Raw genomic sequence first — 24,425 nt, 5'->3', positions numbered from 1 at the left:
TTCGGGTCGGGCCGGTCAGAGTTGGTGGATCTCGGTCACGGCGAAGCCCCAGTGGGCCAGGCCGCCGGCCACGCCGTCGAACAGCGTCCGGCCCGCGGAGTTGATGGCGTGCAGGGTGGACAGCTGGTTCGGGACGGCGCCGGACCAGATGGTGAACAGGGTCTGCGAGTCCAGTCGGGTGCCGGTGAAGTCCGCGTCCAACAGCACCTGGGGATCCGCCTGCCCTATCGGCGACTCCGTCTGGATCGGCGGGGTGGCGCGGAGCTGGGCCAGGATCTCGCTGTTCGCGTCCCAATGGATCTCGCCGGCGATCGCGAAGGTGTAGCGTGCGCTCCCGTCGTCCAGCACTTCCTCCTCGCCCGGGAACAGTTCCAGCTCCCGCGGGCCGTACAGGAACTCGCCGTCGGGTGAGGCGGTCCAGGTCCTGAGCCAGGCCCGGGGAGCGGCGATCGCCTCGGCGGTCAGCGGGCGAGACACCACGACGATCACCGCGGGCCGTTCCTGGAACCTGAGCCGGAGCGCGGCGTTCTCCGGGGTGTCGTCGTTGAGCACCGATCCGCTCGGCGGCCAGATCTCCAGCAGGCGCGGTGGTTGCGGGGTCTCGGTGACCGGGCGGAGCACGACGTGCAGCTCGCCGCCGGCCGTGCCGTCGCCGCTGGGCAGGAACGGCGGTGGCCCGGGTACGGCGGACGGGTAGAGCGCGGACCCGAGGGCGGCGTGGTTGCTGCCGTCGGCGGTCAGGGCCCAAAGTTGTTCCCGCTGGGCCTGGTCCAGGCCGGTGGCGGCCAGATCGGCGTCCAGCGCCAGATGCGGGGGGTCGGCGGCCTGGATCGGGCCGCCGGCAACCGATCTCGCCATCACCACGATGAGCGTGGTGGACCTGATCCAGGCGTCATCGATCTCGACTCCGAAGGCGGCGCCGTCCCCGGGCACGGGTGCGGCGACGTGTTCCAGGGCACCGGGTGACCGGGTGACCGGCACGCGGCGGGCGAGCCTGGGTCCGAGCAGCCAGACGCCGAGCCACGTCTCCGGGTCGTCGAGTCCCTGCTCGGCCATGTCGTGGTCGAAGGCCAGTTCCAGCCGGTGGTTCTCGGCCAACTCGGCACGGCCGGTGCCGTCGCTGTCCGGCCATGGCCAGAGTGCGGTCACCCGGGGGGCGGCGGTCACCGGGGGCCGGCCGCAGCACTTGTCGACCCGCTCGGCGAGGCACAGGATCAGGTCGAGCAGTTGCCGGTTGGACCGGATCACCACCCGTGCCGAGGTGTCCAGCGAACTGTCGTCCGGCGTGCCGGCGAGATCGACCACCACCAGCGGGACGCAGTCCTGCTCGCGTTCGCAGCGCCGGGGATCGAGCAGGTCGAGCAGGGCATGCCGATCGACGCCCGGGGAGTCCGTGGGGTCGGCCGGAGCGAACAGCGCGGTGCAGACCTCCTCGGGCAGATGCTGCGGGCCCGGCAGGGTGCGGGTGACCGAGACCGCGAAGGCCTCCCGGGTCATGGACGCGATGCACGAGACCTCGTCCGCGCACTGCTCGGGCGGCATCGGCACCAGGTCGGTTCCGCACTCGTGAAAGCACAGGGATACCGCGACACTTCCCTCCGTCACCGGGTCGCCGGCCGGGCGTCCGCAGTCGTCGGTCAGCCGCGTCACATCCACCTCGACGTCGTCCGGGACGATCACGATCCGTCCCGCGCCGTCGACGGCCGCGCCGCTCCCGATGATCAGCGTGCCCTCGGGGGTCCGGGCCACCTCGAGCCCGCAGAGCACCCCCCGGCCCAGTCCGAGCCGGGCCAGGAGCTCACGCGAACGGCGGTGGTAGGACTGCTCGGCCTGCCAGTGCCGCACCTCCATCAGTTTGCGGGGAAAGAAGCGGTTGCGCTGCAGGGAATTCGACCGGCTGGGATACCCGTCGGCCAGTAGGTGGGTCATGGCAGGTCTCCAGTCGGTTCGCTGTCGTGGGCCGGGTGCTCAGGGGTGGCGGCCGGTAGGCGCGCGCCGCCGATGCGCTGTCCGGGGCCGTCGATGTGCGGGTGCCGGGCGGTGTCGTTCGGCAGCCCGCGGCGACGCGGGTCGGGTCCGGGCACGGTGCCGACGCCGACCCGGAGCGGGATGCGGGAGTCCTCGGTGGTCGCGCAGGTCCGCGCCAGGACGTGTGCCGGTCGTTCGCGCTGCACCACCCGGTCCACCGCGGCGATCTGGCCCGGCGTGCCTCCCGGCACGTGCACGCAGATCCGGTGCGCCGAGCGCGCGTGGACCGGCAAACCGGCGTCCGCACTATCGATCAGCATCGACGCGTCGAGTACGGCGTTGCGGTCCAGCACCGGCGGCCCCTGGTCGGCGGCGGCCAGGCCGGTGCTCAGCCCGAGCGCGCTGGTCCCGGGCCGCTGGTCCAGGCGCCAGACATGCTCTGCCGCCAGGGGCTCGACGATGTCCACGGCCAGCCCGGTCTCGCGCCGGACCTGGTCCAGCAGCCCGCGCCGGGTGCCTCGCCAGCCGTGCCGTTCCGCCGCCGTGGCCACCGTCTCCCGGCGGCCGGCCTCGTCCTCCGGCAGCTGCTCGGGATCGACCGCCACCCAGCGGGCCAGCCGGTCCAGCCAGGGCGCGTCCGCCCGGTCGGAGGTGGCCCACGGGTCCAGCAGGGCCGGGAGCTCGGTCAGGATCGACGAGGTCCGGGTGAGCTGATCCGCGAGCAGCCCCAGGTAGCGGCCGAGCAGGCCGTCGCCGCCGTCGGTCTCGCGGTCCGCCGTCCCGGACGCGAGCGCGGTGACCCGGCGGTAGACGACCGGCAGCTCCGTGACCGGTCCGTCGTCGCCGGTTGCGGCCTGCAGATCGCTGATCCTCGGCGTGGCGGCGCCGGTGCCGCCGAGCTCGACGGCCACCCACAGGGATCCGGCCGCCGGGCAGAGCACCCGCGCGTCCAGGGCGGACAGCGCGGCCGCGCGCCAGCGCCCGGGCGGGGTGGGTACGGCCCCCCGGTCGTCGTCCGCGCTGACCGGATCGGGCGGCGCCGGGACGCCGGATCCGGCCGTCGGATCGACGAGCAGCCAGATTCGCAGCCAGCACCCCGGCGGCAGCGGGTCGGCGATCCGCAGATGGACCGCCCGCCACCGGTCGGCCGAGGTGCTGTCGATCTCCGCACCCGACGGCGCGCCGGCCGGCACCATCGCGAACCCGTGCCGGGCGAGACCCGGTGCGGCGGAGGCGAGCCGGAGCGCCGCGCCGTCCACCTCGAGCCCGTCCAGGTGGGCGGTGGACCAGTCACCCCCGGACAGCCAGCGGCGCGCGCTCACGACTGCACTCCGATCCATTCGACGTACCACGCCCGGTCCGTGGTGAGCCGGTCGGCGAAGCCCGCGGCGGCGATCACATCCGGCGGGTTGACCGCGATCGCCGCGCCGGTCTGCTGGGCGGTGCCCGGGACCAGCGGCACGACCAACCGGAACCGCCCGGTCTCCGGCTGGTCGACGTACGGCGCGCCGTCGACCAGCGCCGCCCGGCCGGATGGCGACTGCCCGGCCGGCCACACGCGATCCCCGCACAGCCGGGCCAGGTAGACCGGGATGTCGCCGAAGCCGGCCTCGGCGGTGTCCACCTCGGCGGACACCGCCCAGCCCTGGCCGCTCGCCGTCGATTCCAGCGTCCACACGGTCTCGCCGGGCACGGTCGCACCGCACGCGGCGAACGGCGCCGGCGGCGGGTTGAGCAGTCTGCGCCGAGTCGGATCTGGCGGCGCCGCCAGGCGGCAGCCCTGAACCAGGACGTCGGCCAGCACCACGTCGAGGCCGGCCCGGATCGCCGGCGGATCGAGCCAGGCCACGGTCGGCACGTCCGACCGGCGGACCGAGCCCCGTGCGCCGCAGTCGCCGTCGCGGCTCTGCACGACGGCGTCGGCGTCCTCGGTCCAGCGCAGTGCCAGGACGAAGGGGACCGGGCCGCCCGACGGCCCGGCCGCGATCGGCGGTACCGGCACGGTGAGCGCCTGACCGGCGATCAGTTCCCGTCCGGCGGAGTCGATCGCGTACCCGGCCTCGAGCACCACCGCCGTTTCACCCCGTTCCGCGGCCACGGCCAGCCCGGACGCGATGCCCCAGCCGTGCAGCATGCGGTGGTGCAGCTGCCGCAGCTGGGACTCGAGCGTGTGCTGGGCGCCCAGGTCGGCGGCGGTCAGCAGTTGTCCGGCGAAGAACACCGGCCGGTCCGGGGAGGGCAGCGGGACCGCGGACGTCGTCATGACAGCTCCTGGGGTGACAACACGGGGCGGGACGCGCTCAGCAGAGCGATCCAGGACAGGCCGTGCGGGGCGGACGCGATCGGGCTGCTGCCGCCCGCGGCGGTGGCGCCGGCCGGGCGATGATGCCGGACGACCAGATCGAACCCGCCCGGGCCGAGCGCGCTCACCTCGACCGTGGTGAGCGTGACGGCCGCGCCGGCGGGTGGGCCCGCGGGCAGTGCCACCACGGCCGGGGCATCCTCCAGCCGGTGATCGGACAGGTCGGCGTGCGCCGTCCAGGTGAGTGCCGTGCCGGTCACCGGATCACCGCGGCGGACCGTCCCGGTGAACCAGCGTGCGGGCCCGGGTCGCCGCAGCCACCGGCGGTCGCCGTCGCCGCTGTGCACCCGCCGCTCCGGATCCACCGTCGCGAGCGGCACATCGAGGGGCCGCAGTCGCCCGTGCGGCCGCAGCCGGACCTGTGCGGCCGGCCCGTCCCCGCGGATCTCGAGGACGACGCTGAGCGCACCCGCCCGGCCCGCGATCGAGCAGCGGACGGCCGAGGCCAGCACCCCGATCCGCCCGCAGCGGTCGATCCCGGCGCCCGGGCTCACGGTCAGCTCGTCACCGAGCGCGGTCACCCGCAGACCCACGGCGCAGCCCCAGCTGCGGTGGGCGGCGATCTGGTGCTGGGCCAGCCGTACCGATGCCAGCCGGGGTGTGTCCCGCAGATCCCGGGCGAGCAGCCAGCCGCCGGGCACGGCTTCGAGGCGCTGCTCGCGGGCGCCCGCCGGCCGGCCGGTCACGACCCGCTCCCGGCCGGCCGCGGGGTGAACCGGATCGTGCCGGCCAGCGCGAGCTGGGTGCGGCCGATGGTGATGTCGCCGCAGCTACCCGGGTGGGGTTCGCAGGACAGCACCAGCCCGTCGACGTGGTCCACGCCCGGCACCTGGTCCAGCAACTGGAGCACCTCGCTGCGATGTACCGCACGGCCGAACGGCCACCCCCGGCCGCCGGGGCCGCCGGTCACCGGATGCAGGAAGCCGCGGATCGCCGCCTCCGCCGCGGTGGTGGTGGCGTCGGGGTCCGCACCGGGGACCAGGACCAGGGTGGCCTCGGCGCCGACGACCACGTAGTCCGGCCCGGTGACGAACACCCGGGTGCCGAGGGTCCGGGTCTTCTCCAGTTGCGCCCGGATCCGCGCGAGCAGCCCGGGTGCGGGCGCCGGGCGCGCGAGCGGTAGAGACGGGACGACCACCACGGTCACGCAGCCGGCGGCGCGCAGGCCCGGCAGCCGCGGGTCGACCTCGGGGAGGGCGCGGGCACGCCACAGGGCGGTCCCGGGAGTGGCGAGCGCGATCCGTTCCACGTCCGGGCCGGTCACCGCGCGCTCGGGCACGCCGAGCGCCCGGACCGTGGCCAGCGGGAGATCGTCGAGGCTGGCCGCCCCGGCGTCCCGCACCGCCTGCAGGATCACGTCGTGCACCCACAGCCGGCTCTCGGTCCGCGCGGCCAGCTCACCGACGTCCTCGGCGGGCTGATCCGGTGCCAACCCGTCCAGGAGGGTGGTCCGTACCGTGGCCGCCGCCGGTCCGGCCAGCGCGGCGGTCCGCTCGTCGTCCGGGACGGTCAGCGGCATCGGCGGCAGGACGGCGCCCACTCCCGGTGGGCACGCGGTCCCGGCGGCCAGGACGGTGGCGCCGGGTGCCGGTGTACGCCCGTGCCGGCCGTCGCCGAAGCGCACCGTGACGCCGTCGGGATCGAACGTGGCCGCCAGGTCGCGCGGTCCCGCCACGGCGAGGTCGGCCACCGCGCGCACCGGCAGAGCGGTGCCGTCGGGCTCGGTCACCCAGATCAGAGGTGCCGCGCCGCACCACATCGCGGGCAGCCGGAAGGCTTCGCCGGGGATCCCGGCCGCCACGCCCAGAACGGTCAGGCCGGCTACCAGCCGGCCCGGGTCGCCACCGGACGGCGGGGTCCAGCGCAGGACGTCCACCGCCGGGGGACCGCCGGTCGCCGCGGGTGGATCGAACCGGATGGCGGCGACGTCGCCGCTCGCGGTGACCACGAGGGAGACCACGGCCCGGGACGGCGCCGGCGGCGGCGCTCCGGCGATCACGGCGCCGGCCGGGACCGGCAGGGCCGACGAGTACGGGTGCGCGGCCACGGCGGTCGCGGCGTCGGGGTGGAGCGCGGCCAGGGCGGGCGGGGCATCGTGCCGGCCGCCGGTCAGGCGGCAGCGCAGCCAGGCGCGGGACCGGCCGGCCAGCACGCCCGTGGACTGGTCACCGAGGGTGGTCATGGTGAGGGCGGCCGGCAGCCGCAGCCGCACCCGGCCGGTACGGGTCAGCGCGGCCGTGTCGTCGTCGGCGTCGCCGTCCGCGAATTCCTGCCAGGCCGCGCCGTTCCACCATTCCCAGCCGGTGACCGCGCTGTGGTGCGCGCCGCCCGATGCGGTCTCAGGCGCGAGCAGCCCGCCCGCGGCCACGGCGAACAGGTCGAGCGGGCCGGGTGGACCGGCCGGCGGCAGGCCGAGCCCGAGCAGCAGGGCGGATCCGGGCCTGGGATCGTCGCCCAGCGGCGGGACCGTCCGGCCGGCGGCGAGGTCGTGTGTCAGGTCCGCGCAACCGGAGCGGTACCCGTCCGCGGCCGCGGACGGGGCCGCGGAGGCCAGGACGGTCAGCGTCACACCGGAGATCACCAGGCTCGAGGTGAGCGTCAGCGGGAGGTGCCGGCCGTGCCGGGTCCCGGTCAGCACCAGCCCGGCCGGCAGCACCGTCCCAGGATCCCCGGCCGCGGTCACCAGGCATCGGGCCGGCTGCGGTGGCCGCGGCGTGGAACCGGCCAGGGCCAGCAGGATCCGGCGTTCACGGTCGGTGACCGCACCGGAGCGGAAGCCGGCGGACTCGACCAGCCAGGCCAGCAGTTCCAGGACGGCGATCCCCGGGTCACTGACGTTCTGGTCCGTCCACCCGGGCGCGACCAGCGGCAGTTGCGCACGGCCCTGTCGGACGAGATCGTCCCAGCGCAGGGTGTCGATCAGCGGGGGCGGCAGGGTCATCTCAGGCTCCCATCCGCAGTACGAGACGGCCGGCGCAGACGACCTCGTCCGGGCCGATCGTGGCCGCGTCACCCACCGGCGTCCCGTCCCGGGTCAGCACCATGTCGCGCAGCGCGTCGACCCCGGCAACGGCCTCCAGCGCGCGGGCGGCGTCGGAGAGGTGGACGGCACGCCCGAGGTCCCAGCCGCGGCCGTCCGGCCCGCCGCGCAGCGGATGGAGGAACCGTTCCAGCGCGGCCAGGACGGCCTCGCGCACCGGTCCCGCCTCGCCCGCCCGGACCGGCAGCACGGTGACGTCCACCCCGACCGGCGTGTACACCGGCCCCTCCACCGTGACTCCGCCCGCGGCCACCAGTGGCGCCGCCGACGACACGGCGCCCCGCACCCGGGCCAGCAGCGCGGGCCCCGGCTGCGGCCGGTCCGTCCCGTCGCGCGGAACGATGATCACCCGTACGGCCCCGGGCAGGGCCCGGCCGAACCGGTCCCGGGCGCCGATGGCCCGGGCGCGGACCACGGCCGGGGACGCTTCGACGGCGATGGCCGCCACATCCCGCTCGGTCAGCGCCAGGCGGCGGTGCCGCAGCAGGGCCGGCCCCCGGGCCAGCACCCGGTCGAGGGTCTCGATGCCGGCGCCGCCGGTGGCGGGTTCGGGATTGCCGACCTCGCCCGCCACCGCCGAGCTCAGCAGTTGGGTGATGGTTCCGGAGCCGACGTTGCCGGTCGTGCCCTCGCAGATCCGGTAGGTCGTGAGCCGGACGTTGTCGCGGCCCTCGGGCAGCGGACGGCCGTGGCCGTTGCCGCCGAACCGGATCCGGCCCTGTGCCGGGTCGGCGACGAAGGCGCGGTCCGCCGGACCGGCCTGGCCCAGGGACCGGACCGGGCGCCAGCGCACCCACACCTCCCGCACCCGTCCCGAGCGGGGATCCCGGACGACGCGGGCGTCGCCGGCGTTGATGCCCTCGGCCTCCAGCGTGCGGGTGAGTACGTCGGCGTCGAGATCGGCCCGGTCGCCGTCCAGTTCACGGACCTCGAGCTCGGGGTCGCCGGCGAACGGGAAGCGCCGCGCGACCAGGACCTGCGCGGGCGATCCGTCACCGGACCCGAGCACCTCGTCGTGCAGGGTCTCGGCCTGGGCGACCTCCACCGCGTGCGCCGCCACCGAGTCGAGGGGGAGCGGGGCAACCGGCTGCTCCGGATCGAAGACGGCACGGATCCAGGTGCGCGGCGTTCCGAACCGGGACGGCGGCGCCGCTCGCATCTGCGACCCGGAATAGGCGCGTGACAACGGGTTGCGGCTGATCACGGTCCGGCCGGTCGCGCTCTCGACGTTCACCGGTTCCTGGCCCTGCAGGTCGGCCAGCACCAGCCGGTCGCCGGGGGTGAACCGCTGGGCCGCGCCCGCGCCGAGCAGCGTGATGGTCCGGCCGATGGCCCCGGTCACGGTGACCCCCGGCGTGCCCTCGGTTCCCGGCCAGAGCAAACCCACCACACCGGTACGCCGCAGGCCGTCGGTGCCGTCCTGGGACGGCAACCGTACCCACCCGCGGCCGTCGAAGCCCTCCCAGACCGGCCGCAGCGCGGAGGTGGGCTCCGATCCGCGGGTCAGCTGGAGGTAGAGGCCGATCCGATCGGCCGGCAGGTCGCCGTCCAGCCCGAGATAGACCGTGGGCGCGGTCTCGGCCATCGGCCGGAACGGGGTGGCGCCGGGACCGGGCCAGGTCACGTCCCGGGTCAGGTCTCGCCACTGGTGGTCGTCCTCGACCTTGACCGCCAGCGGCGCCCGGGCCGGCGAACGATGCTGGTAGAACACCTCGATCCGGTCGATCATCGGTGCCCGCGGCTCGACCACCGGCAGGAAGTTGAGCACTCCGGACGTGTCGGTCCAGCTCACCAGGCGCAGGTGGGCGTACGCCCCCTCGGACAGCCGGGCGCGCATCCACCGCCGTACGTCGCCGCCGATGTCCACCTCGGCGATGTCGTCCGGCACGGTGAAGCGCACCGAGCCGGAGTCCTGCAGTGACAGGACCTGGGTGTCACCCTCGGCGCCGAGCGGCCGCCAGCGCTCGCCGTCGTGGTACTCCCAGGCGATCCGCGGCGGATCGAGCTGCCGGGACAGATCCGGGGCCGCCGCCTTGACCAGGTCGGCGGGATTGAAGTTCTTGAGCTTGGTGAACGCGGTGGCCAGGCCCGTCTGTGCCTGCACGACGCTGTTCTTCGCGGAGGTCAGCTGACTCTGCACAGTGGTCAGGAAGGCGGCCGGGTTCTGGCTGAACACCGGCGGCAGGGCGCCGGCGGGTAGGAACGGCACGGCCGCGGCCAGCAAACCGTCCAGCGCCACATGAAGGGTGGACTCCGCGGCGGCGACCTCGGCGTCCGTCCCGCCCGTGATCGCGTTCTCCAGAGCCGCCCGGGGCCCGCTGAGCGTGGCGCCACCGGCCGCCAGCACCTCCGTGGCGTGCGCGATCGCGGCCAGCACCCGCGCCAGGTCGCGGGGGCTCGGGCCGATCGAGGTTCGGGCCTGGGTGGCGCCGGGTTTCGCGTTGGCGGCCGCGAGCGCCGCGTCGAGCTGCTGGACGGCGGCGGCGACCTGCGTCCAGACCGCGTGGTCGCGCGAGGCCGCGTCCCGCAACTGGCCGAGCGACGTCTGCACGGTGGCGCGCACCGATCCGTACCAGGCGGCCGGGTCCTGGGCGATCAGCGTGGGCAGCGGCTGGTTCAGTGCGGTCAGCGCGGCCGTCAGGCCGGACGCGATGGCGCCGGACTCCAGGGCGGTGATGATCTCGGCGAGCAGTTGCTGTGCCGCCTGGACCGATCCCTCCTGTTGGCCGGTCAGCTCGTCGGCCTTCTCGGCCGAGGTGCGCGGCCGTTCGACCACCAGCGTGACCCGAGTGCCGGGCCGCCGGGTGGCGCTCGCGCAGGCGAACATGAACGCGGCGCCCCGCGCCGGGGACGGTCCCAGCGGCGCGAAGGTGGTGGACAGGTCGGCAGCCCGCTGGTCGGCGATCGCCTTGTCCAGGGGCAGGCCACGGTTCACCGAGATGTCGATCACCGTTCCGGGATCGGCCAGCAGCGGATCGGTCAGCTCCTCGTCCGACGCGAACGCGGCCCGGTGCGGATCGTCCGTACCCGGTTGCGGTGCGGGCGGACTCGGCGGGCGGGCGTCCTTCAGGCTGATCCCGGCGCGGAACACGTGCCCGGTCAGCGTGGCGGGCAGCGGAACGGCGGGCTCGCCGAGGGCGACGTCGGCGCCGGACCTGGTGCCGGTGGTGCCGTCGAGCAGATGCCGGGTGAAGGCCGTCCCCGGCGCGTCCGGCCACCAGATCCGCAGCGAGGCGGTCGGTGACTGGTCACGGGAGCGCCGCACGCGCAGCCGCCGGTGCTCGTTCAACGCCCGCAGCCGCAGCCCGGACAGAGACGGCACCTGACCGGACCGGCTGGTCCCCGCCATGCCGAGCGGCATCGCGACCCGGCCACGGACCCAGTGAGTGGTGCGCCCGTCCAGGGTCAGCGGGACCGAGGCGGCGCAGGGCGCGACCAGGCGGATCGTTCCGGCGCGGGTGAGACCGGAGGTGCCATCGACGGAGTCGTCGTCCCCGGCCTGTTGGGCGGAGGGCGCGAAGCCGGCGAAGTCGCGCCAGGCGGCGCCGTCCCACCAGCTCCACCCCAGCCGCAGCGGCGCCGCTGCCGGTACCGCGACGCCGGTCTCGATCTCGACGACGGCGCGGCCGTCGAACGCGAGGAGCTCGTCGTGCCCGAGGTAGAGGTCACGGGTCACCGCCCGGGGGGAGCCGAACAGGGTGAACGGGCGGTGGGCGAGGTGGTCGGCCGAATGGTCCTGCTCGGCGTCCGCGCCGGGCACCACGCTGTGCACCTCGACGATCGTTGCCGGGCAGATCGCGACGTCCTGCTGGGTCTCGAACACGACCGGCGCGTCCCGGCCGTCGACCTTCGCCCCGATCCGGGTCCCGGCCGGGACCCGGGCGCCCCGCGTTCCGGGTACGGCGGTCAGCAGGATGTGCGTGCGGGCGCCCTGTGCCGGCAGCAGCGCCGCGCCCAGCATGTCCAGCAGCACAGCCTGCCGGTGGTCGGGCACCTGGGCCAGGCGGCGCTGCAACAGTTCCAGGAACCCAGCGAAGATGTCGCACAGGCCCTGTCCTGTCCCGCCCGGCGACAGCACCCATTCGGGCGTGAAACCGGTTCGGCCGCTGAGGATCCCGGCCAGGATGGCGGCACGGTCCCGGGTCAGCAGCAGATCCGACCCGTCCGGCAGCGGCGGGCCTGGCGTGGCGGTCATACCGGGCCTCCTTCGCGCAGGAAGAAGGGGTAGACCAGGTTGTAGAACGTGTTGGTGGACCGGATCCGGTAGCGGACCGTGATGTCCAGTCGGCCGGTCCTGCGCCCGGTCAGCTGGACGGCGACGTCGATCACGTCGATCCGCGGTTCCCACAGCACGAGCGAGGTCTGCACCCGGTGCCGGATCAGGGCGGCGGTCGTGGTCGAGACCGGCTCGAACAGGAAGTCCTCCAGCCCGGCACCGAAGTCGGGCCGCATCACCCGTTCGCCGCGCCCGGTCGCGAGGATCAGCAGGATCGACTGCCGTACCTTCTCCGCGCCGGAGTCGATGCCGAGTTCGCTGTCCGCGCCGAGCCGGACCGGCGCGGCCCAGCCCTGCCCGAGCACCCGGTCGTCGGCCGGGATCCCGGCCGTCCGGCCCGCGTCGACGCTCATCTCAGCCACCCACCACGACGGTGACCGCGCCGGTCACCACGGGCGCCCCGCAGCCGGCCATGTCGCCCATCCGCACGGCGGGCCGGCCGCCGATCAGCACGGTCGCGCTGCCCTTGGTGAACGGGGACGGCGGATGCGCGGCCGGCGGCGGGAACGCGCACGCGTGCATGTCACCCATCACGGCGGCGGGCATCCCGCCGATCAGTACCGTGGAGACCCCGGGTCCGGTGATGCTCCCCGGGTGCCCGGTGGTGTCGGAAACCCTTGCTGCGGGCGGCATGTGCGCTCCCTAGTTGATGGTGACCAGGTTGCCCTTGATCTGGCAGGTGGCATCCGCCTGGAGGCTGGCGGCGGCACCGGAGAGGTCGAGCGTGGTATCGCCCTTGACCGTGGTTTTCTTGGAGCTGACCTCGGCCGACGTGCCCGCCTTCAGGGTCACCGTGCCGGGCTGGGCGAGCTCGAGTGCGGCGGCGCTCTGTGCCAGCTCGATCGTCACGCTGTCCTGCGACAAGGTGATCTTGTGGCCGGACAGGTGGGTCAGGGTGATCTCCATGGTCAGGTCGTCGAACACCAGTTCATGGCCCTTGGGCGTCTTCAGCACCCGCTTGTCGCCCGCGTCGGAGGGCAGGTCGACCGGCGGCCTGTTGTGCAGGTCCCACACGCTGCCGATGACCACCGGCCAGTTCAGGTCGCCGCTCTCGAAGGCGACGATGACGATGTCGCCGACCTGGGGGATGCACCAGAGGCCGTACCCGTCGCCCGCGAAAGGCGCGCAGACGGCGGCCCACGGCTCGATGTCCGGGATGGTGGGGAAGGTCAGCTTGACCCGGCCCTGATGGGTCAGATCGACGTTGTCGGTGACCTCGGCACGCACGATGCCGAGCCGCCGGCCGTTGGCCTGCGCCTGATCGGGCGGAGCCTCGGTGAAGAGATCGAACAGGCCCATGGTGCCTCCTCACAGCCCGGCGGGCAGCGACAGCAGCCCGCCCTGGATCCGGGCGGCGCCCTGCGCCGGCAGCGGGATCGAGTCGAACCAGATTTCCTTGCGTGCCTCGAACGACGTGCGCCAGCCGCCGGCGTCCACGGTGTGGGTCACCGACGTGACCCGCCAGAGACCGCCGTAGGTCTCGCCCACCCCCTCGATCCGCAGCACGTGGCCGGCCCGGACGGCGGCGTCCCCCACGCAGGACCCGGTGGCGGTCATCCGCCGGTTCAGCCGGGGCAGCAGCTTGCCGAGCACCACGCGCGGCGCCGTGGCCGGGGACAGCGGCTCGTCGACCAGCATCACCTCCGTCTCCTTGGTGCCGCCGCGCATGCCGAACCCCGGTGACACGTCGACGTCCAGGCTCTGCCGGTCCCAGTCGTAGCCCACGCTGATCGTCAGCTCCAGCCGGATCGACGGGATCCAGACCCGCGCGGTCACCTTCGCGATCTGGCCCACCGTGCTGAGCCGGGGCGAGAACTCCATCAGGGACGCCCCGTAGCGGAGCGTCCGGTCCGGGGCGAGGTGGGCGCCGGGCGACATCAGCGACAGCATCAGGCCGCCCGGGCCGGCGGCGTGATCGATGGCGATCTCCCAGGCGTTCTCGGCGGCGATCTGCTTGAGGAAGTCGAGGGACGTGACGCCCGCCTGCTTGCGCACGATGCGCTGCCGCAAGGCCGGATCGTTCACCGACGCCGCCGCCTCCGCCGCGCCCAGCGCCGCGGCCAGGATCGATCCGAGCGGGTCGACGACCGGCAGCATCCCGTGCTCGAGGGCGAGCGTCGAGGCGACCAACTGGTCCGGGATAGGCGCCACGCCGAAGTGCGGGATGGACACTCCGAACCAGCGGGAGGGCGATGCCGCGGCCAGCCGCGTCCGCCGGTCCTGGGCCGACACGCTGAGGGTGGGCAGGCCGGAACCGGGGAAGTCCGCCTGGCTGCCGATCACGTCCCCGGCGAAGACCCGCTCGGGCGGGCCGGGGTTGTATCCGAGCCAGAGCTCGGCGGGGGTGTCCAGGCGCAGCAGGTCGTGGTCGAGCCAGCGCAGGGCCTCGTTGGCCAGGCTGAGTTCGAGCCGGTCCGCGTCGCCGAAACCGCAGGTGGCGGAGACCGAGGTCAGCGACGCGCGGAGAGCCGCGGGCACCGGCCTGCCGGCGAGCAGCAGCCGGATCTCCGGCGCGTAGGCGGGTGCGACGGTCATGATGCCTCCCGGGCCGGGCGGGCGGTGTGCACGACGCCGTCCGGATCCGTGTAGGGCAGCCGCGGGATGGACAGGACCACGCCGGGCGCCAGGATCCGGGGATCGGTGATGCCGTTGCGCCGGGCGATCGGGCGCCAGGCGGTCGCGTCCGCGTACTCCCGGAAGGCGATGCCGGGCAGGGTCTCTCCCTCGGTCACCAGGTGGACCTTGGTGTAGTCGGCGGTCTGCCGCTTGATCCGCTTCGCCTCGAGCTCGGGGTTGCTGTACTCGCTGAGACCGACCGACAGCCGCGCCCGAACCGGGGTGCCGTCCGGGCGGAAGTGGATGTAGCGCTGGCTGATCCGGGTCAGCACACAGGTGAACGTGAACCGTTCGCCCCAGGTGAAGATGACCGGCGGCGGTGCGTGCAGGCCGGGATCGATCACCATCAGCGCGGTGATCTGCTCGACCAGCCGGCGTACGTCGCTCCCGGCGGGGCCGGCCGAGCTGGCCTCGGTCGTGTCCACCAGCAGTTCCAGGTCGATGGTCTGTGCATTGCCGTGTGCGAACTGCACGATGGGCGCCGACAGCCCGGGCACCGCGAGCTGGCTGAAGGTCGTCTCCCGGTTGAGCGTGTACTCCTCGGGATTGAACTGCACGTGGACGGCGACGCCGGTCACCGTGTTGACCAGGCTCGCCCGTTCCAGGCCGCTCATCCGGCCCACCCCCGGCGCTCTCGGGCGGCGACCAGCCGGCGGTCGATCTCGCGGACCACCCGGTCCACCATGACCGGCATGTCCTGAGCGGTGAGGGCGGCAGGCAGGCGCCGGTCGGCGGGCTCGGGCGGGCCGGGGCGGTCACGCCAATGGATGGCCGGCGCGGATTCGGACCGGCCTGCCGGTCCGGCGGCGCTGCCGGGCGGCGAGGGTTGGTGGTGGACCTGGGGTACGACGGCCGGACGGCGGCTGGGGACCGGAACCGGAGCACGGTCCGGCCGGGGTGGCCCGGTGAACGGCACGGCCCCGGCCGGCGCGGAGGGCTGGTGATGGCTGTGCTGGTGGTGGCTGTGCTGGACGGTGGCCCGCTGCACCAGCGCCGGAAGCCGCTGCGGAGGGGACGGAACGGAGGCGCCTGCCTGGGACACCGTCGCGGCCGGGTGCCGCGCCGCCGGCGGCAGGGTCGTGAGACGCCGGTGTACGGCGGCGACGGCCCGGATGTCCCAATGCAGGTTCAGCGAGCGGCGCGCGTCCCAGTGGTGATGGGTCACCGGCCGGATCGGTTCCCGCAGAACCATCGCCACCGGGCGGCGGAAGTTGCTGCCGATCACGTCGTCTCAGCTCCTCTGCGCGGCCTGGTTCAGGGTGGTGTTGATCGCCGACACCTCGGCCACCCACGACCGCCGCTCCCGGTGCGGCAGTTCCATCAGCTCGGTGAGTGGCCAGTGCAGGTGGTACGCCAGGAATGCCATCTCGCTCCTCAGCTGAGCGATCGGATAGCCACGGATTCCCCCAGGCGGTCATGGCCCGGGCTGACCGCCTCCCCGCAGGACGGGCAGACCATCTCCGGTTCGCCGTCGTCCACCGTGTTGATCCGGTTGTAGAGGTTCTGCAGGTACGCCAGGTCGGCGGCGAACAGCGACTCGATGGTGCGAGGCGTCACCGGCTCCACCCCGTCGAGCCGGACGATCACCCGACTCAGCAGGATCACCGTCAGGTAGGCCTGGTTGCGTGCCACCCGCGGGTCCTGCAGCGGGAGGATCTCGTCGGCGGCGGTCGCCATCCGCATCGTGCCCTCGCGGTGCAGTGCGCCGTCGTCGCCGAGAAGGCCGACCGGCAAGCGGAAATCATGCTCGACCTGCATCTCAGCTCACCCGGTCCAATCCCTCGTGGACGAGCTCGACGCTCTCGATGGCGACGTCCGATGCCTCGGCCGACAGCGACGGCGCCGTGTACTTGCTGGGCCAGGCGCGGACGAAATTCCACCGGGCCACCTCCTGCCCCCGGCGATCGAGCAGCACGACCGAGCCGTTGCGCCGGTCGAGCCGGCCGTCGGCCGCCCCGTCCACAGCGGACTTGTGCCACAACCACAGCTGGTTGTCGATCGTCATTCCCCAGCGGAGAACGATGTTCGCGTACTTGGTCTGCCCCGGGAGCTTGTACGGCGTGGTGTTGGCGCCGCCCTCCCGGTGCTCGATCACATCGATGGTCGAGTCGAGCCCGTTGACCTCGTGGAACGCGCCACGGGCGATGCCATCGATCTCGACCAGATAGTTGAAGTTGACGTACGGGTCGACCGGGCCGGTCATGACGAAATCCCTTCTGCTGCGGTGACAGCGGCGGCGGGGCTCAGGACTCGGAGACCTCCGTGCCGCCGTCCCAGATGCCGATCCGGACGACGATGAACTCGGCCGGATACACCGGCTGGACGCCGATCTCGATGGTGAGCCGGCCGAGCTTGCGGGTGGACGGCGGATTCAGCGCCTCGTCGATGCGTACGAAGAAGGCCTCTTTCGCGGTCGCGCCGAAGAGCGCGCCGTCCCGCCAGGTACGGGTGAGGAACTCGGTGATGGTGCGGTTCAGCTTCTGCCAGAGAGCGCGGTCGTTGGGTTGGAAGACGGCGCCGGCGATGCCCTCCTGGATGGACTCCTCCAGATAGAGGAACAGCCGGCGAATGTTGATGTACTGCCAGTTGCGGTCGTTCGCGGTGGTCCGCGCGCCCCACACCACCGGGATGCCCCGGCCGGGAAGGATCCTCAGGGCGTTGACCCCGTCCAGGTTGATGAACCCCTGATCGGCGTCGGTCAGCCTGCGCTCCAGCGACACCGCTCCCGCGATCCCGACGTTCGCGGGCGCCTTGTGCACACCTTGGCTGTTGTCGGTCTTGGCGTAGATGCCGGCCACGTGACCCGACGGCGGTTGCGGGACGACGATCCCGCCGCGGGCCGGGTCCTGGATGGTGATCCACGGGTAGTAGAGCGCGGCGAAGCCCTTGTCCAGGTTGCCGGTCAGGCTCGAGCGCTGCGCCTTCACCGTCACCAGGTCGATGCCCGGTCCGGCGTCCAGGATCGCGAACCGGTCGAACATCCGCTCGCAGTGCTCGATCACGGCTCGCTGGGCGGTGATGTCGGTCAGTCCGGGTACGGCGACGATGCTGATCTCGTCGATCGGCTCCAGCACCCGAAGGTGGGTGGTGATGTCCGAGGCGACCTTCGCCCACGAGGCTGCGGGGTTGTCGGCGGTGGCTCCGGTGACACTGGCTGGCGGCCGGGGAAGAACGGTGGAGGTGGTGGGCCGGGGGTCGCCGGTCACCGCGACCGTCGGTTCGAGCGCGATCCGTGCGTAGGGGTCCTGCACCACGGTGCCCCACCACCGCGGATGACTGGGCCGGACCGACAGACCGGTGTAGTTCCGCGTGACGTTGGTGACCGGATCGGTGATCCCGAGGTCGAACTCGGCGGTGGTCAGGGTGGTCTGGGCGATGTCGAACGCGTCGGCGAGCGGCTGGTCCAGGGTGACGCTGTCGGCGCCGACCGCGGTCGCCGTCCGCCAGTTGGTGTACGTGCCGTCGTTGATCCGCACGGTCGAGCCCGGCTTGACGTGCGCCTGCAGGCTGATCGCGGCGGGGACGTCGAACCGGAGCACGGTGCCGCTCGTGTCGAGCGGCGCCGTCCGCAGTGACGCGCCTTGGAAGGCGTTGTTCCCGGAGACATCGGCGGCCAGGCGCACCGTCCCCGGGCCGGTCGATGCGACGCTGACGGCCGCGCTGGTCGTACCGCCCTTGACCAGGACGACGCGGTCACCGGGCGCGAACTCGTCGGCGTCCGCGGCGGTGACCAGAGTGACCACGCGGCGGGTGGCGTCCAGCGTCGCGCCGGTGTTCGCGGTGGCGAACCGGTGCACCGGAACGGTGGTCCCCGCGCCCGCGGCGGTGAGTGCCGTCTCCAGCGAACTGGTGTCCGTCACGGTCACCGTCCCGCCCTCACCCGCCGGTCCGTCCTTGACCGCGACGACCCGCGCCAACGGGGTGTTGGCGCCGTCCCGCGTGATCAGCGTCGCCGAGGCGGCCACCGCCGTGCCGACCCGGGTGATGAAGGCGGTGGTGCCGCCGTTGCGGAAGAAGCCCTCGACGGCCAGCGGCAGGTAGTACGGGGTCGGATCGTCCCGCGGCCCGCCGAAGGTCTCAGTGAAGGCATCGAGGCTGGTCACCAGCGTGGCGGTGTTCATCGGCCCGCTCGCAGCGATGCCGATGAACGCGGCGATGCTGGTGGAGACACCCTCGATCGGAGCGGCCGGGGTGTACTCCTCGATGTAGACGCCGGGGTAGGAGACCTGGATCGCCATGACTGGGTTCCTTTCGCTGCCGCTTCAGGTGAACTGGAGTTCCAGCGGCCCGGGTGCGGCCAACGGGACGGTGACCGGCGCTGGTGCCAGCGGGGCATGGGAGGCGGACCGGGCCGAGATCCGGTAGTCGCCGGGCCGGAGGCCGGAGAGCACGAAGTGCCCGTCGGCCGTGGAGATGTCGCGCGCGCAGAGCTGGCCGGCGGGGTTGGTGACGGTGACCAGCGCACCCATCAGCGGCACCGGGGCGGCGGCATGGGCCCCGGTCGCGTCCAGCACGAGCCCGCCCAGGTCGATGAGGGTCTCGCCGAAGGTCTCGGTGCCGAGGCCGGTGACGATGTGGGTCACGATCCCGCCGAGCTGGATCGGCGACGGCGTGACCGGGACCGTGACCGCCAGCCACACCGACGGCCGCCAGCCGGCGGTCCGTCCCTGGTTGCCCCAGAACTCGGCCAGCTTCGGAAATCCTTCGGGCGGAAGCACCTCGGTGTCGAACGAGGCCTCGCGCCAGGACTCCGGCAGGGTGGCCAGGTCGACCGGCACCAGGATCTCGGCCGGGGTCAGCGGCGCGTTGTCGAGCAGCGTGCTCACCGCGCTGCCGAGCAGCGCGTGTTCGGCGCCGGTGGCGTCGATCTGAGCGCCGTTGGTCCCGGTGCCGTCCTTCGCGCTGTTCCAGGCACTGATCAGGTAGTGGCAGCGCATCCGGAAGGGCGCGCGGATGCGGCGCAGGGTGTCCGGTTCGATGCGGCTCTCGGTGGTACGCCGGTGCCGGTCCTCGCGCAGATCGACCAGCGCGCAGCTCAGCCACAGCCCGACCCCGCCGGCCACCCGCTGCTGCCAGTCCTGGTTGGGAGGCTGAAAACTCAGCTGCGTTGCCGGAACGGGAACCCCCGACAGCAACACCTGCCGCAAAACGAGGTCCAATCTGTCGATCACGGGACCTCCCAGGGCGCTGCCGCGCGGTTGCGGAACTTGTAGTCCCGCAGAGCGGATCGCAACCGCTCACCCGACGGGGTGTTCAGATTCACGCCCGGTCCCTTGAGGCTCTCAACGATGGCCGCCACTTCGGCCGGGCGTGCACTGGCGAGAGGATTCTCGAGCCGGTCGTCCAATGAGACCTTCAGGGACTTGTTGCGCGAAGGATTGATGAGGCGCGCGACTGCGTCGTTGATCGCATGGAAGTTCTTGTTCGTTGGAAGCAGGTTGTTGGAATCGCCGAGACCCGAGAGCCGCCGTGCGGTGTCCCGGCCGACTCCCACGTCCTCGAGCATCCGTCCGACCCGCTGGGGAATGGGATCGTGCTCGATCTCGGCCTCGACCCTCTTGGGCATCTTTCCCGTCTTGACCACCTGTTTGAGTTGAGCGTCGCTCAACTCGCGGGCGGGGTCGATCCCGGGCTTCCGGGTTTTCACGGATCGGCCGGCCTGCCGGTCCGCCAGCTCCTCGGTCGCCACGGACCTCCAGACCCGTGTCCGGATGGTGTCCCATCGGGGATAAGCGCCCGAAGGGCTCGGCATGTCCACCGGGTCGCCCGGCTTCCAGCGTCGATTCGGGCCATAGGGGTTCGCGGCGTGGTCCCACGGCGGAGGAAGGTTGTTCTTCGCGTTGGGGTGCTTTTGAGGGGCGGGCCCGGCAGGCGCCTTCGGCGGGCGGCCGATTCTGCGAGCCGCGTCTTGAGCCTCGCGCACGTTGCCGCGGGCACGGACGAGATCCTGATGGCTCTGTGCCGCGCGGTTGCGCGCCCCGGCCACGGTCTTATAGGCGGCCTCAAGCTCGTTCTTGGCTGCTTCGGCCTGTTTCCGGGCAGCTGGTTGCTGCCCCTTCGGAGCGTCGGTGTGGGCCTGTTGCGCAGCGTCCGCTGTCTTGCGAGCTTTACGTGCCGCCCACTCCGCATCGAGGAGCGACTTCGCTGCATCGGCATGTTCCTGCTCCGCCAGGGCGCGTTGGGCCTGTGCCGCATTCGTTCGCGCGGCGGCCGCCTTCTTCGCTGATGCGAGCTGCTTCGGCGTTGGTGTCGACGTACTGGTCGTCGGCGTCGTGGTCGGTGCCGGAGTCTCCGGTGCGCTGGCCGGCGCCGGCTTGGTCGCGAGTTTCGGGGAGGGGGTGGTCCCGGCGCCCTCGGTGTCGGGAGCCTGTTTCGGTGGTGTCGTCGGGAGCGGCTCTTCGCCCTCGACCGCGCGCTTTCCTCCGGTGAGCAGAGCTCCCATGGATTTCCACTCACCCTCGAGTGCGAGATCCACCGCTTCCTTGTGCTGCGAGACCGGAGTTCCGGTCGGCTCCTGCTCCGACTTCGGCGTCGCCGGCTGGGTCTTGCGCTGGGTCTGGGGCCGAGTCGATGACGTGGTTGTCGAGTCGCCCCACACCACGGTGGAGCCCGTACCCGATGTCGTCGTTGTCTGCGCGCCCCCGGCGGTTGAGGTGGCGCCGGGTGTCGGAGGCGTCGTGGAGGAAGTCGACGACGTCGGTTCGGGTGGGCCGGACTTCGTCTCCTGGCCGGTGTTTCGATGGTTGGCCGGCGCCGATTCGTCCTGCACACCGCCGCCGGCCGTCTTCTTCAGGGTCTGGTGGTGGGTGAGGGCTTGACGGATGGCGGAGATGACCGCCTTGACCAGGCCGAGCACGTCCTTGCGGAGTCTCTTGGTGCGTTCCTCGCCGGCCGGCAGCGCCCAGTCCTCCCGCAACTGGGCGATCTCCGAGCCGGTGGACAGGGTCACGCCGATCACGTCGATGACCAGCGTCACGATCTTCTTGCCGGCGGACGCGGAGGCGAGCCCGGCAAAATGCAGGACGCCGTTGGCCACGGCGGTCCAGAAGCGTCGGTCGGTGGCGAAGCCGGTGGGATTGTGTTCGACCGCGTCGGAGACCGCCTTGATCACACCCGCTGCGGACACCACCTTGAGCAGGAGCTGGACTTCTTCGACGCCGACGAGCGCCAGAGCGACCTGCGACCCGAGCGCTGTCACGAGTTGGGCCGCCTCGCGCGAGGTGAAGAAGCTGTCGGGATCCTCCGGACCGCCGAAGGTGTCGTTGATCGCCTTCTCGCCGCGGTCCGCCAGTTGGGTCAGCTTTTCCGAGACTATCGGCGCACCGGTCTGCGGATCGACCATCCCGGCCTTCTTGGCCGCCTCGCGCATCGCCTTGAAGCCCGGTTCGTTGAACTGCTTGATCAGCGTGCGGGTCTCCTCCGAGACGCCGGTCCTCTGGCCCGCCCAGTCGATGGCGTCGTCGACGAGGTCCACCTTCTTGGACTCCACCCAGGCGACGGTGTCCACGATCTGCCCGGCCTCGAGCGCGAGCCCTTCGACCGCGCCCAACGTCATGAGCGACTTCTCGCGGAGCTCCCGCTTGGCCTTCGTCCAGAGCCTGTCCCGCCAGCTGAGCTCGCTGTCCTTGTCCTCGCGAGCCACCCCCGCCGGAGCGGCGCCCGCCACCGGCGCGGACATGCCCAGCGCGGCCTGGGCCGCGGTCACGCCGGCCGCGTGTTCGTGGGTGCCGCCCGCGCCGGTGGACCGGGAGCGCGACAGCGACTCGGCCGGCAGGCTCTCGGCCGCCTCGATGCCGCCGCCGCGGCGTTGCTGCACCACGTGAGCCAGTTCGTGCGCCAGCAGCATCCGGCCACGGACCGATCCGGGGTCGTAGGCGTGCGGACCGAACACGACGTGCCGGCCGAACGTGAAGGCTGCCGCGTGGGCCTGGTCGGCCGCCGCCGCGCTGGCCGCGCCGGTGTGCACGACGACGTCGCCGAACGGTGCGCCCAGGGAGCGTTCCATGTCGATGCGCGCCCGCGCGTCGAGGCCCCGGCCCTCGTGGCGCAGCGGGTCCAGCAGAAGCGGGCCCGGTGCCGCCGGGGTCACGAGGCCACCCCGATGCGGTCCGGGGCGACGCCGAGTTTGGCGTACTCCCGGTCCAGCCCTCGCCGGATGCACCCGGCGTCCACATCGTGCCCGGCCGCCCTCGCGAGGCTGGCCGCGGCCAGCGCGACATTGCGGATGTGCCCACCCGAGAGGGGGTGCAACGCCGCGAGCCGATCGAGATCGACGTCGTCCGCGAGGGTGATCTGCGGGGGCCACACCGCCCGCCAGATCTCGGCACGCTGCTCCTGCTCGGGGAACGGGAAGTGCAGGCAGAAGGACAGCCTGCGGGCGAACGCGCCGTCGAGATGGCCCAGCAGGTTGGTGGAGAGGATGGCGACGCCCTCGTAGTCCTCCATCCGCTGCAACAGGAAGGCGATCTCCAGGTTGGCGTACCGGTCGCGGGCGTCCTGCACCTCGCTGCGCTTGCCGAACAGCGATTCGGCCTCGTCGAACAGGAGGATCGCGTCGGACTCCTCGGCGGCCGCGAACACCGCGTCCAGGTTCTGCTCGGTCTCGCCGATGTACTTCGACACCACCCGGGCGAGGTCGACCCGGTACAGCGGCAGGCCGAGGTCTCCGGCCACGAGCCGCGCGGCGAACGTCTTCCCCGAGCCACTGGGGCCGGCGAACACCGCGGTGATGCCGTGCGGCTGGCCCGGCAGTTCGCCGAATCCGGCCTCGGTCAGCAGGGACGAACGCTGCGCCGCCTGATCCACGAACTCCGCCAGTTCCGTGCGCAGGGCCGGCGGCAGGGCGATCCGGTCCCAGTCACGCGATGTGCGCAGGGGCGAGGCCAGGCGGGTCAGGTCGCGGCCTACCACGCCGACCGCGACCGAGGTCACGTCCTCGGAGGTCACCCGGCGGGCGGACGGCTCGTCATCCTCACGCCCGGCCGCGCGGGCCGCGAGCGTCGCCGCGAGCCGGCCGACGTCCTCGGCGGGCAGGTGGGACCAGCGCTCCAGCCGCTTGGCTTCGGCCGGCGCGACCAGCAGGCCACGGGTACGCAGCACGTCGACCAGGTGCCCACCCGCCGAGGCGGTGGACCAGCCGCGCACCAGCAGCGACCGCACGGTCCGGTCCGGGTCCTCGGGAAGCACCGGATGTTGTCCCGCGACCACAGCCGTAGCGAACGGCTCCCAGTGCGCGGGCGGGACCAGGTCGGCCTCGCCGGTGACGATCAGCACCGCCTGCCGGAGCAGCGCCTCGGCCGCCACGCGCTGGGCTGACGCCGGCGCCATCAGCGCGTCCGCACTGACCACCAGCGCCGGCCGGCGACTGCGGGCGACGGCGACCAGGGCGGTGCTCAGCGCGTCCGTGGCCCGGTCCGCCTCGAGCGAGGTCAACGATGGCGCCGGCAGGCGCAATACGGCGAGCAGCGCCGCGGCGGCGTCCGGGTCCGGCGGGCGCTCGGGGGCCAGCAGGTCGTCGCGTACCAGAGGGAACAGTGCCGGATCGAGCCGGAACACCCCGAAGGCCCAGCGCAGCAGGGCCGTGCTGGCCACGCAGGTGGCCAGCATCGAGGGTCCGCGGGGCGGATCGCCCGCCACCCGGGTAGCCGGGTCCGGCACGATGTGGATCAGGCCGACCCGGGCCAGCGGCCCGCCGGGGCTCAGCCGCGCGGCCGCGGTCGCCCGTGCCGGACCGGTGGCGCCGGTCAGATCCGCGATCAAGGCGAGGGTCGGGTGCTGGGGTCCGGGGCCGTTCGCGCCGGCGGTCAGGGCGGATGTGGCGACGGCCAGGACGGGATCGAGGTCGGGCGCCATCGCGAGCGCGATGACCGTCTCGTCGAAGGCGTCGAAACCACTCTTACGCAACGGTTTCCGAAGGTCGGCGGAGAGCGGGGGTGCAGTCGTCGCGGTCGGTCGTACGCCGTCGATGGCCCGCTCCAGGACGCGCCCGCACCAGCGCGACAGCGGTTCCACATCGATCTGCTTCTGGCGCCCGTGGGAGTTACCTGCGGCGCGAGCGGCGGACGACGCGGATCCACCCGGAGCAGGCCCACGCGTCGATCCCATGGAGCCGATTGTGTTGCCCGGCCGTCTGACCCGGCATCGGCCGCGGCGGGTGGAAGGAG

Annotated in this window: 19 protein-coding genes; all 19 read right to left on the bottom strand. The window is 73.1% G+C overall.

Annotated features, from left to right (window positions below; genetic code table 11):
* Positions 1–15: 15 nt before the first annotated feature.
* The 19 genes from CHC09_RS25990 to CHC09_RS25905 are packed head-to-tail and all read right to left on the bottom strand — an operon-like array spanning position 16 to position 24,273.
* On the bottom strand, positions 16–1,929 hold the full coding sequence (locus CHC09_RS25990; RefSeq protein ID WP_089295795.1) for a hypothetical protein: 1,914 nt from the start codon (positions 1,927–1,929) through the stop codon (positions 16–18).
* Positions 1,926–3,290: a phage tail protein gene (locus CHC09_RS25985; RefSeq protein WP_179277287.1), complete on the bottom strand. Its 1,365-nt coding sequence runs from the start codon at positions 3,288–3,290 to the stop codon at positions 1,926–1,928. The genes CHC09_RS25990 and CHC09_RS25985 overlap by 4 nt, the downstream gene beginning before the upstream one ends.
* Complete coding sequence (locus CHC09_RS25980; RefSeq protein ID WP_089295793.1) at positions 3,287–4,231, bottom strand: hypothetical protein; 945 nt, start codon at positions 4,229–4,231, stop codon at positions 3,287–3,289. The genes CHC09_RS25985 and CHC09_RS25980 overlap by 4 nt, the downstream gene beginning before the upstream one ends.
* Positions 4,228–5,016, bottom strand: a complete 789-nt coding sequence (locus CHC09_RS25975; RefSeq protein ID WP_089295792.1) for a hypothetical protein — start codon at positions 5,014–5,016, stop codon at positions 4,228–4,230. The genes CHC09_RS25980 and CHC09_RS25975 overlap by 4 nt, the downstream gene beginning before the upstream one ends.
* On the bottom strand, positions 5,013–7,271 hold the full coding sequence (locus CHC09_RS25970) for a baseplate J/gp47 family protein (protein WP_089295791.1): 2,259 nt from the start codon (positions 7,269–7,271) through the stop codon (positions 5,013–5,015). Before CHC09_RS25970 ends, CHC09_RS25975 begins: the two co-directional genes overlap by 4 nt.
* A 1-nt stretch (position 7,272) precedes the next feature.
* The gene (locus tag CHC09_RS25965; protein WP_089295790.1) at positions 7,273–11,565 is read right to left on the bottom strand and encodes a baseplate J/gp47 family protein; all 4,293 of its coding nucleotides are present in this window, start codon (positions 11,563–11,565) and stop codon (positions 7,273–7,275) included.
* Entirely contained in the window at positions 11,562–11,999 is a 438-nt protein-coding gene (locus CHC09_RS25960; RefSeq protein WP_089295789.1) for a GPW/gp25 family protein, read from the bottom strand. The genes CHC09_RS25965 and CHC09_RS25960 overlap by 4 nt, the downstream gene beginning before the upstream one ends.
* 1 nt (position 12,000) lies before the next feature.
* A complete protein-coding gene (locus tag CHC09_RS25955) occupies positions 12,001–12,279 on the bottom strand; it encodes a PAAR domain-containing protein (protein WP_089295788.1) in 279 nt (92 codons plus the stop codon).
* 9 nt (positions 12,280–12,288) lie between these two features.
* Positions 12,289–12,945 carry a phage baseplate assembly protein V gene (locus CHC09_RS25950; RefSeq protein ID WP_089295787.1) on the bottom strand — a complete coding sequence of 219 codons (657 nt, stop codon included), beginning with the start codon at positions 12,943–12,945 and terminating at the stop codon, positions 12,289–12,291.
* 9 nt (positions 12,946–12,954) lie between these two features.
* Positions 12,955–14,181, bottom strand: a complete 1,227-nt coding sequence (locus CHC09_RS25945) for a phage late control D family protein (protein WP_089295786.1) — start codon at positions 14,179–14,181, stop codon at positions 12,955–12,957.
* Positions 14,178–14,876 carry a CIS tube protein gene (locus tag CHC09_RS25940; protein ID WP_089295861.1) on the bottom strand — a complete coding sequence of 233 codons (699 nt, stop codon included), beginning with the start codon at positions 14,874–14,876 and terminating at the stop codon, positions 14,178–14,180. Before CHC09_RS25940 ends, CHC09_RS25945 begins: the two co-directional genes overlap by 4 nt.
* Positions 14,873–15,487, bottom strand: coding sequence for a hypothetical protein (locus CHC09_RS25935; RefSeq protein WP_089295785.1), 615 nt, complete (start codon positions 15,485–15,487; stop codon positions 14,873–14,875). The genes CHC09_RS25940 and CHC09_RS25935 overlap by 4 nt, the downstream gene beginning before the upstream one ends.
* A gap of 6 nt (positions 15,488–15,493) precedes the next feature.
* The gene (locus CHC09_RS48495) at positions 15,494–15,628 is read right to left on the bottom strand and encodes a DUF6760 family protein (RefSeq protein WP_275407890.1); all 135 of its coding nucleotides are present in this window, start codon (positions 15,626–15,628) and stop codon (positions 15,494–15,496) included.
* An 8-nt stretch (positions 15,629–15,636) separates the two neighbouring features.
* On the bottom strand, positions 15,637–15,996 hold the full coding sequence (locus tag CHC09_RS25930) for a hypothetical protein (RefSeq protein WP_203833194.1): 360 nt from the start codon (positions 15,994–15,996) through the stop codon (positions 15,637–15,639).
* A gap of 25 nt (positions 15,997–16,021) precedes the next feature.
* Entirely contained in the window at positions 16,022–16,465 is a 444-nt protein-coding gene (locus CHC09_RS25925; RefSeq protein WP_089295783.1) for a phage tail protein, read from the bottom strand.
* A gap of 40 nt (positions 16,466–16,505) precedes the next feature.
* Positions 16,506–18,500: a phage tail sheath subtilisin-like domain-containing protein gene (locus CHC09_RS25920; protein WP_089295782.1), complete on the bottom strand. Its 1,995-nt coding sequence runs from the start codon at positions 18,498–18,500 to the stop codon at positions 16,506–16,508.
* A gap of 24 nt (positions 18,501–18,524) precedes the next feature.
* The gene (locus CHC09_RS25915; protein WP_089295781.1) at positions 18,525–19,433 is read right to left on the bottom strand and encodes a Pvc16 family protein; all 909 of its coding nucleotides are present in this window, start codon (positions 19,431–19,433) and stop codon (positions 18,525–18,527) included.
* The gene (locus CHC09_RS25910; protein WP_089295780.1) at positions 19,430–22,351 is read right to left on the bottom strand and encodes an eCIS core domain-containing protein; all 2,922 of its coding nucleotides are present in this window, start codon (positions 22,349–22,351) and stop codon (positions 19,430–19,432) included. The genes CHC09_RS25915 and CHC09_RS25910 overlap by 4 nt, the downstream gene beginning before the upstream one ends.
* A complete protein-coding gene (locus tag CHC09_RS25905; RefSeq protein WP_143232545.1) occupies positions 22,348–24,273 on the bottom strand; it encodes an ATP-binding protein in 1,926 nt (641 codons plus the stop codon). Before CHC09_RS25905 ends, CHC09_RS25910 begins: the two co-directional genes overlap by 4 nt.
* Positions 24,274–24,425: the final 152 nt, after the last annotated feature.

It is taken from the genome of Actinoplanes regularis, from assembly GCF_900188005.1.
GTDB classification, from domain to species: Bacteria; Actinomycetota; Actinomycetes; order Mycobacteriales; family Micromonosporaceae; genus Actinoplanes; species Actinoplanes regularis.
The sequence above is the reverse complement of the archived record's forward strand: the minus strand, read 5'-3'. Positions and strand labels throughout refer to the sequence as shown.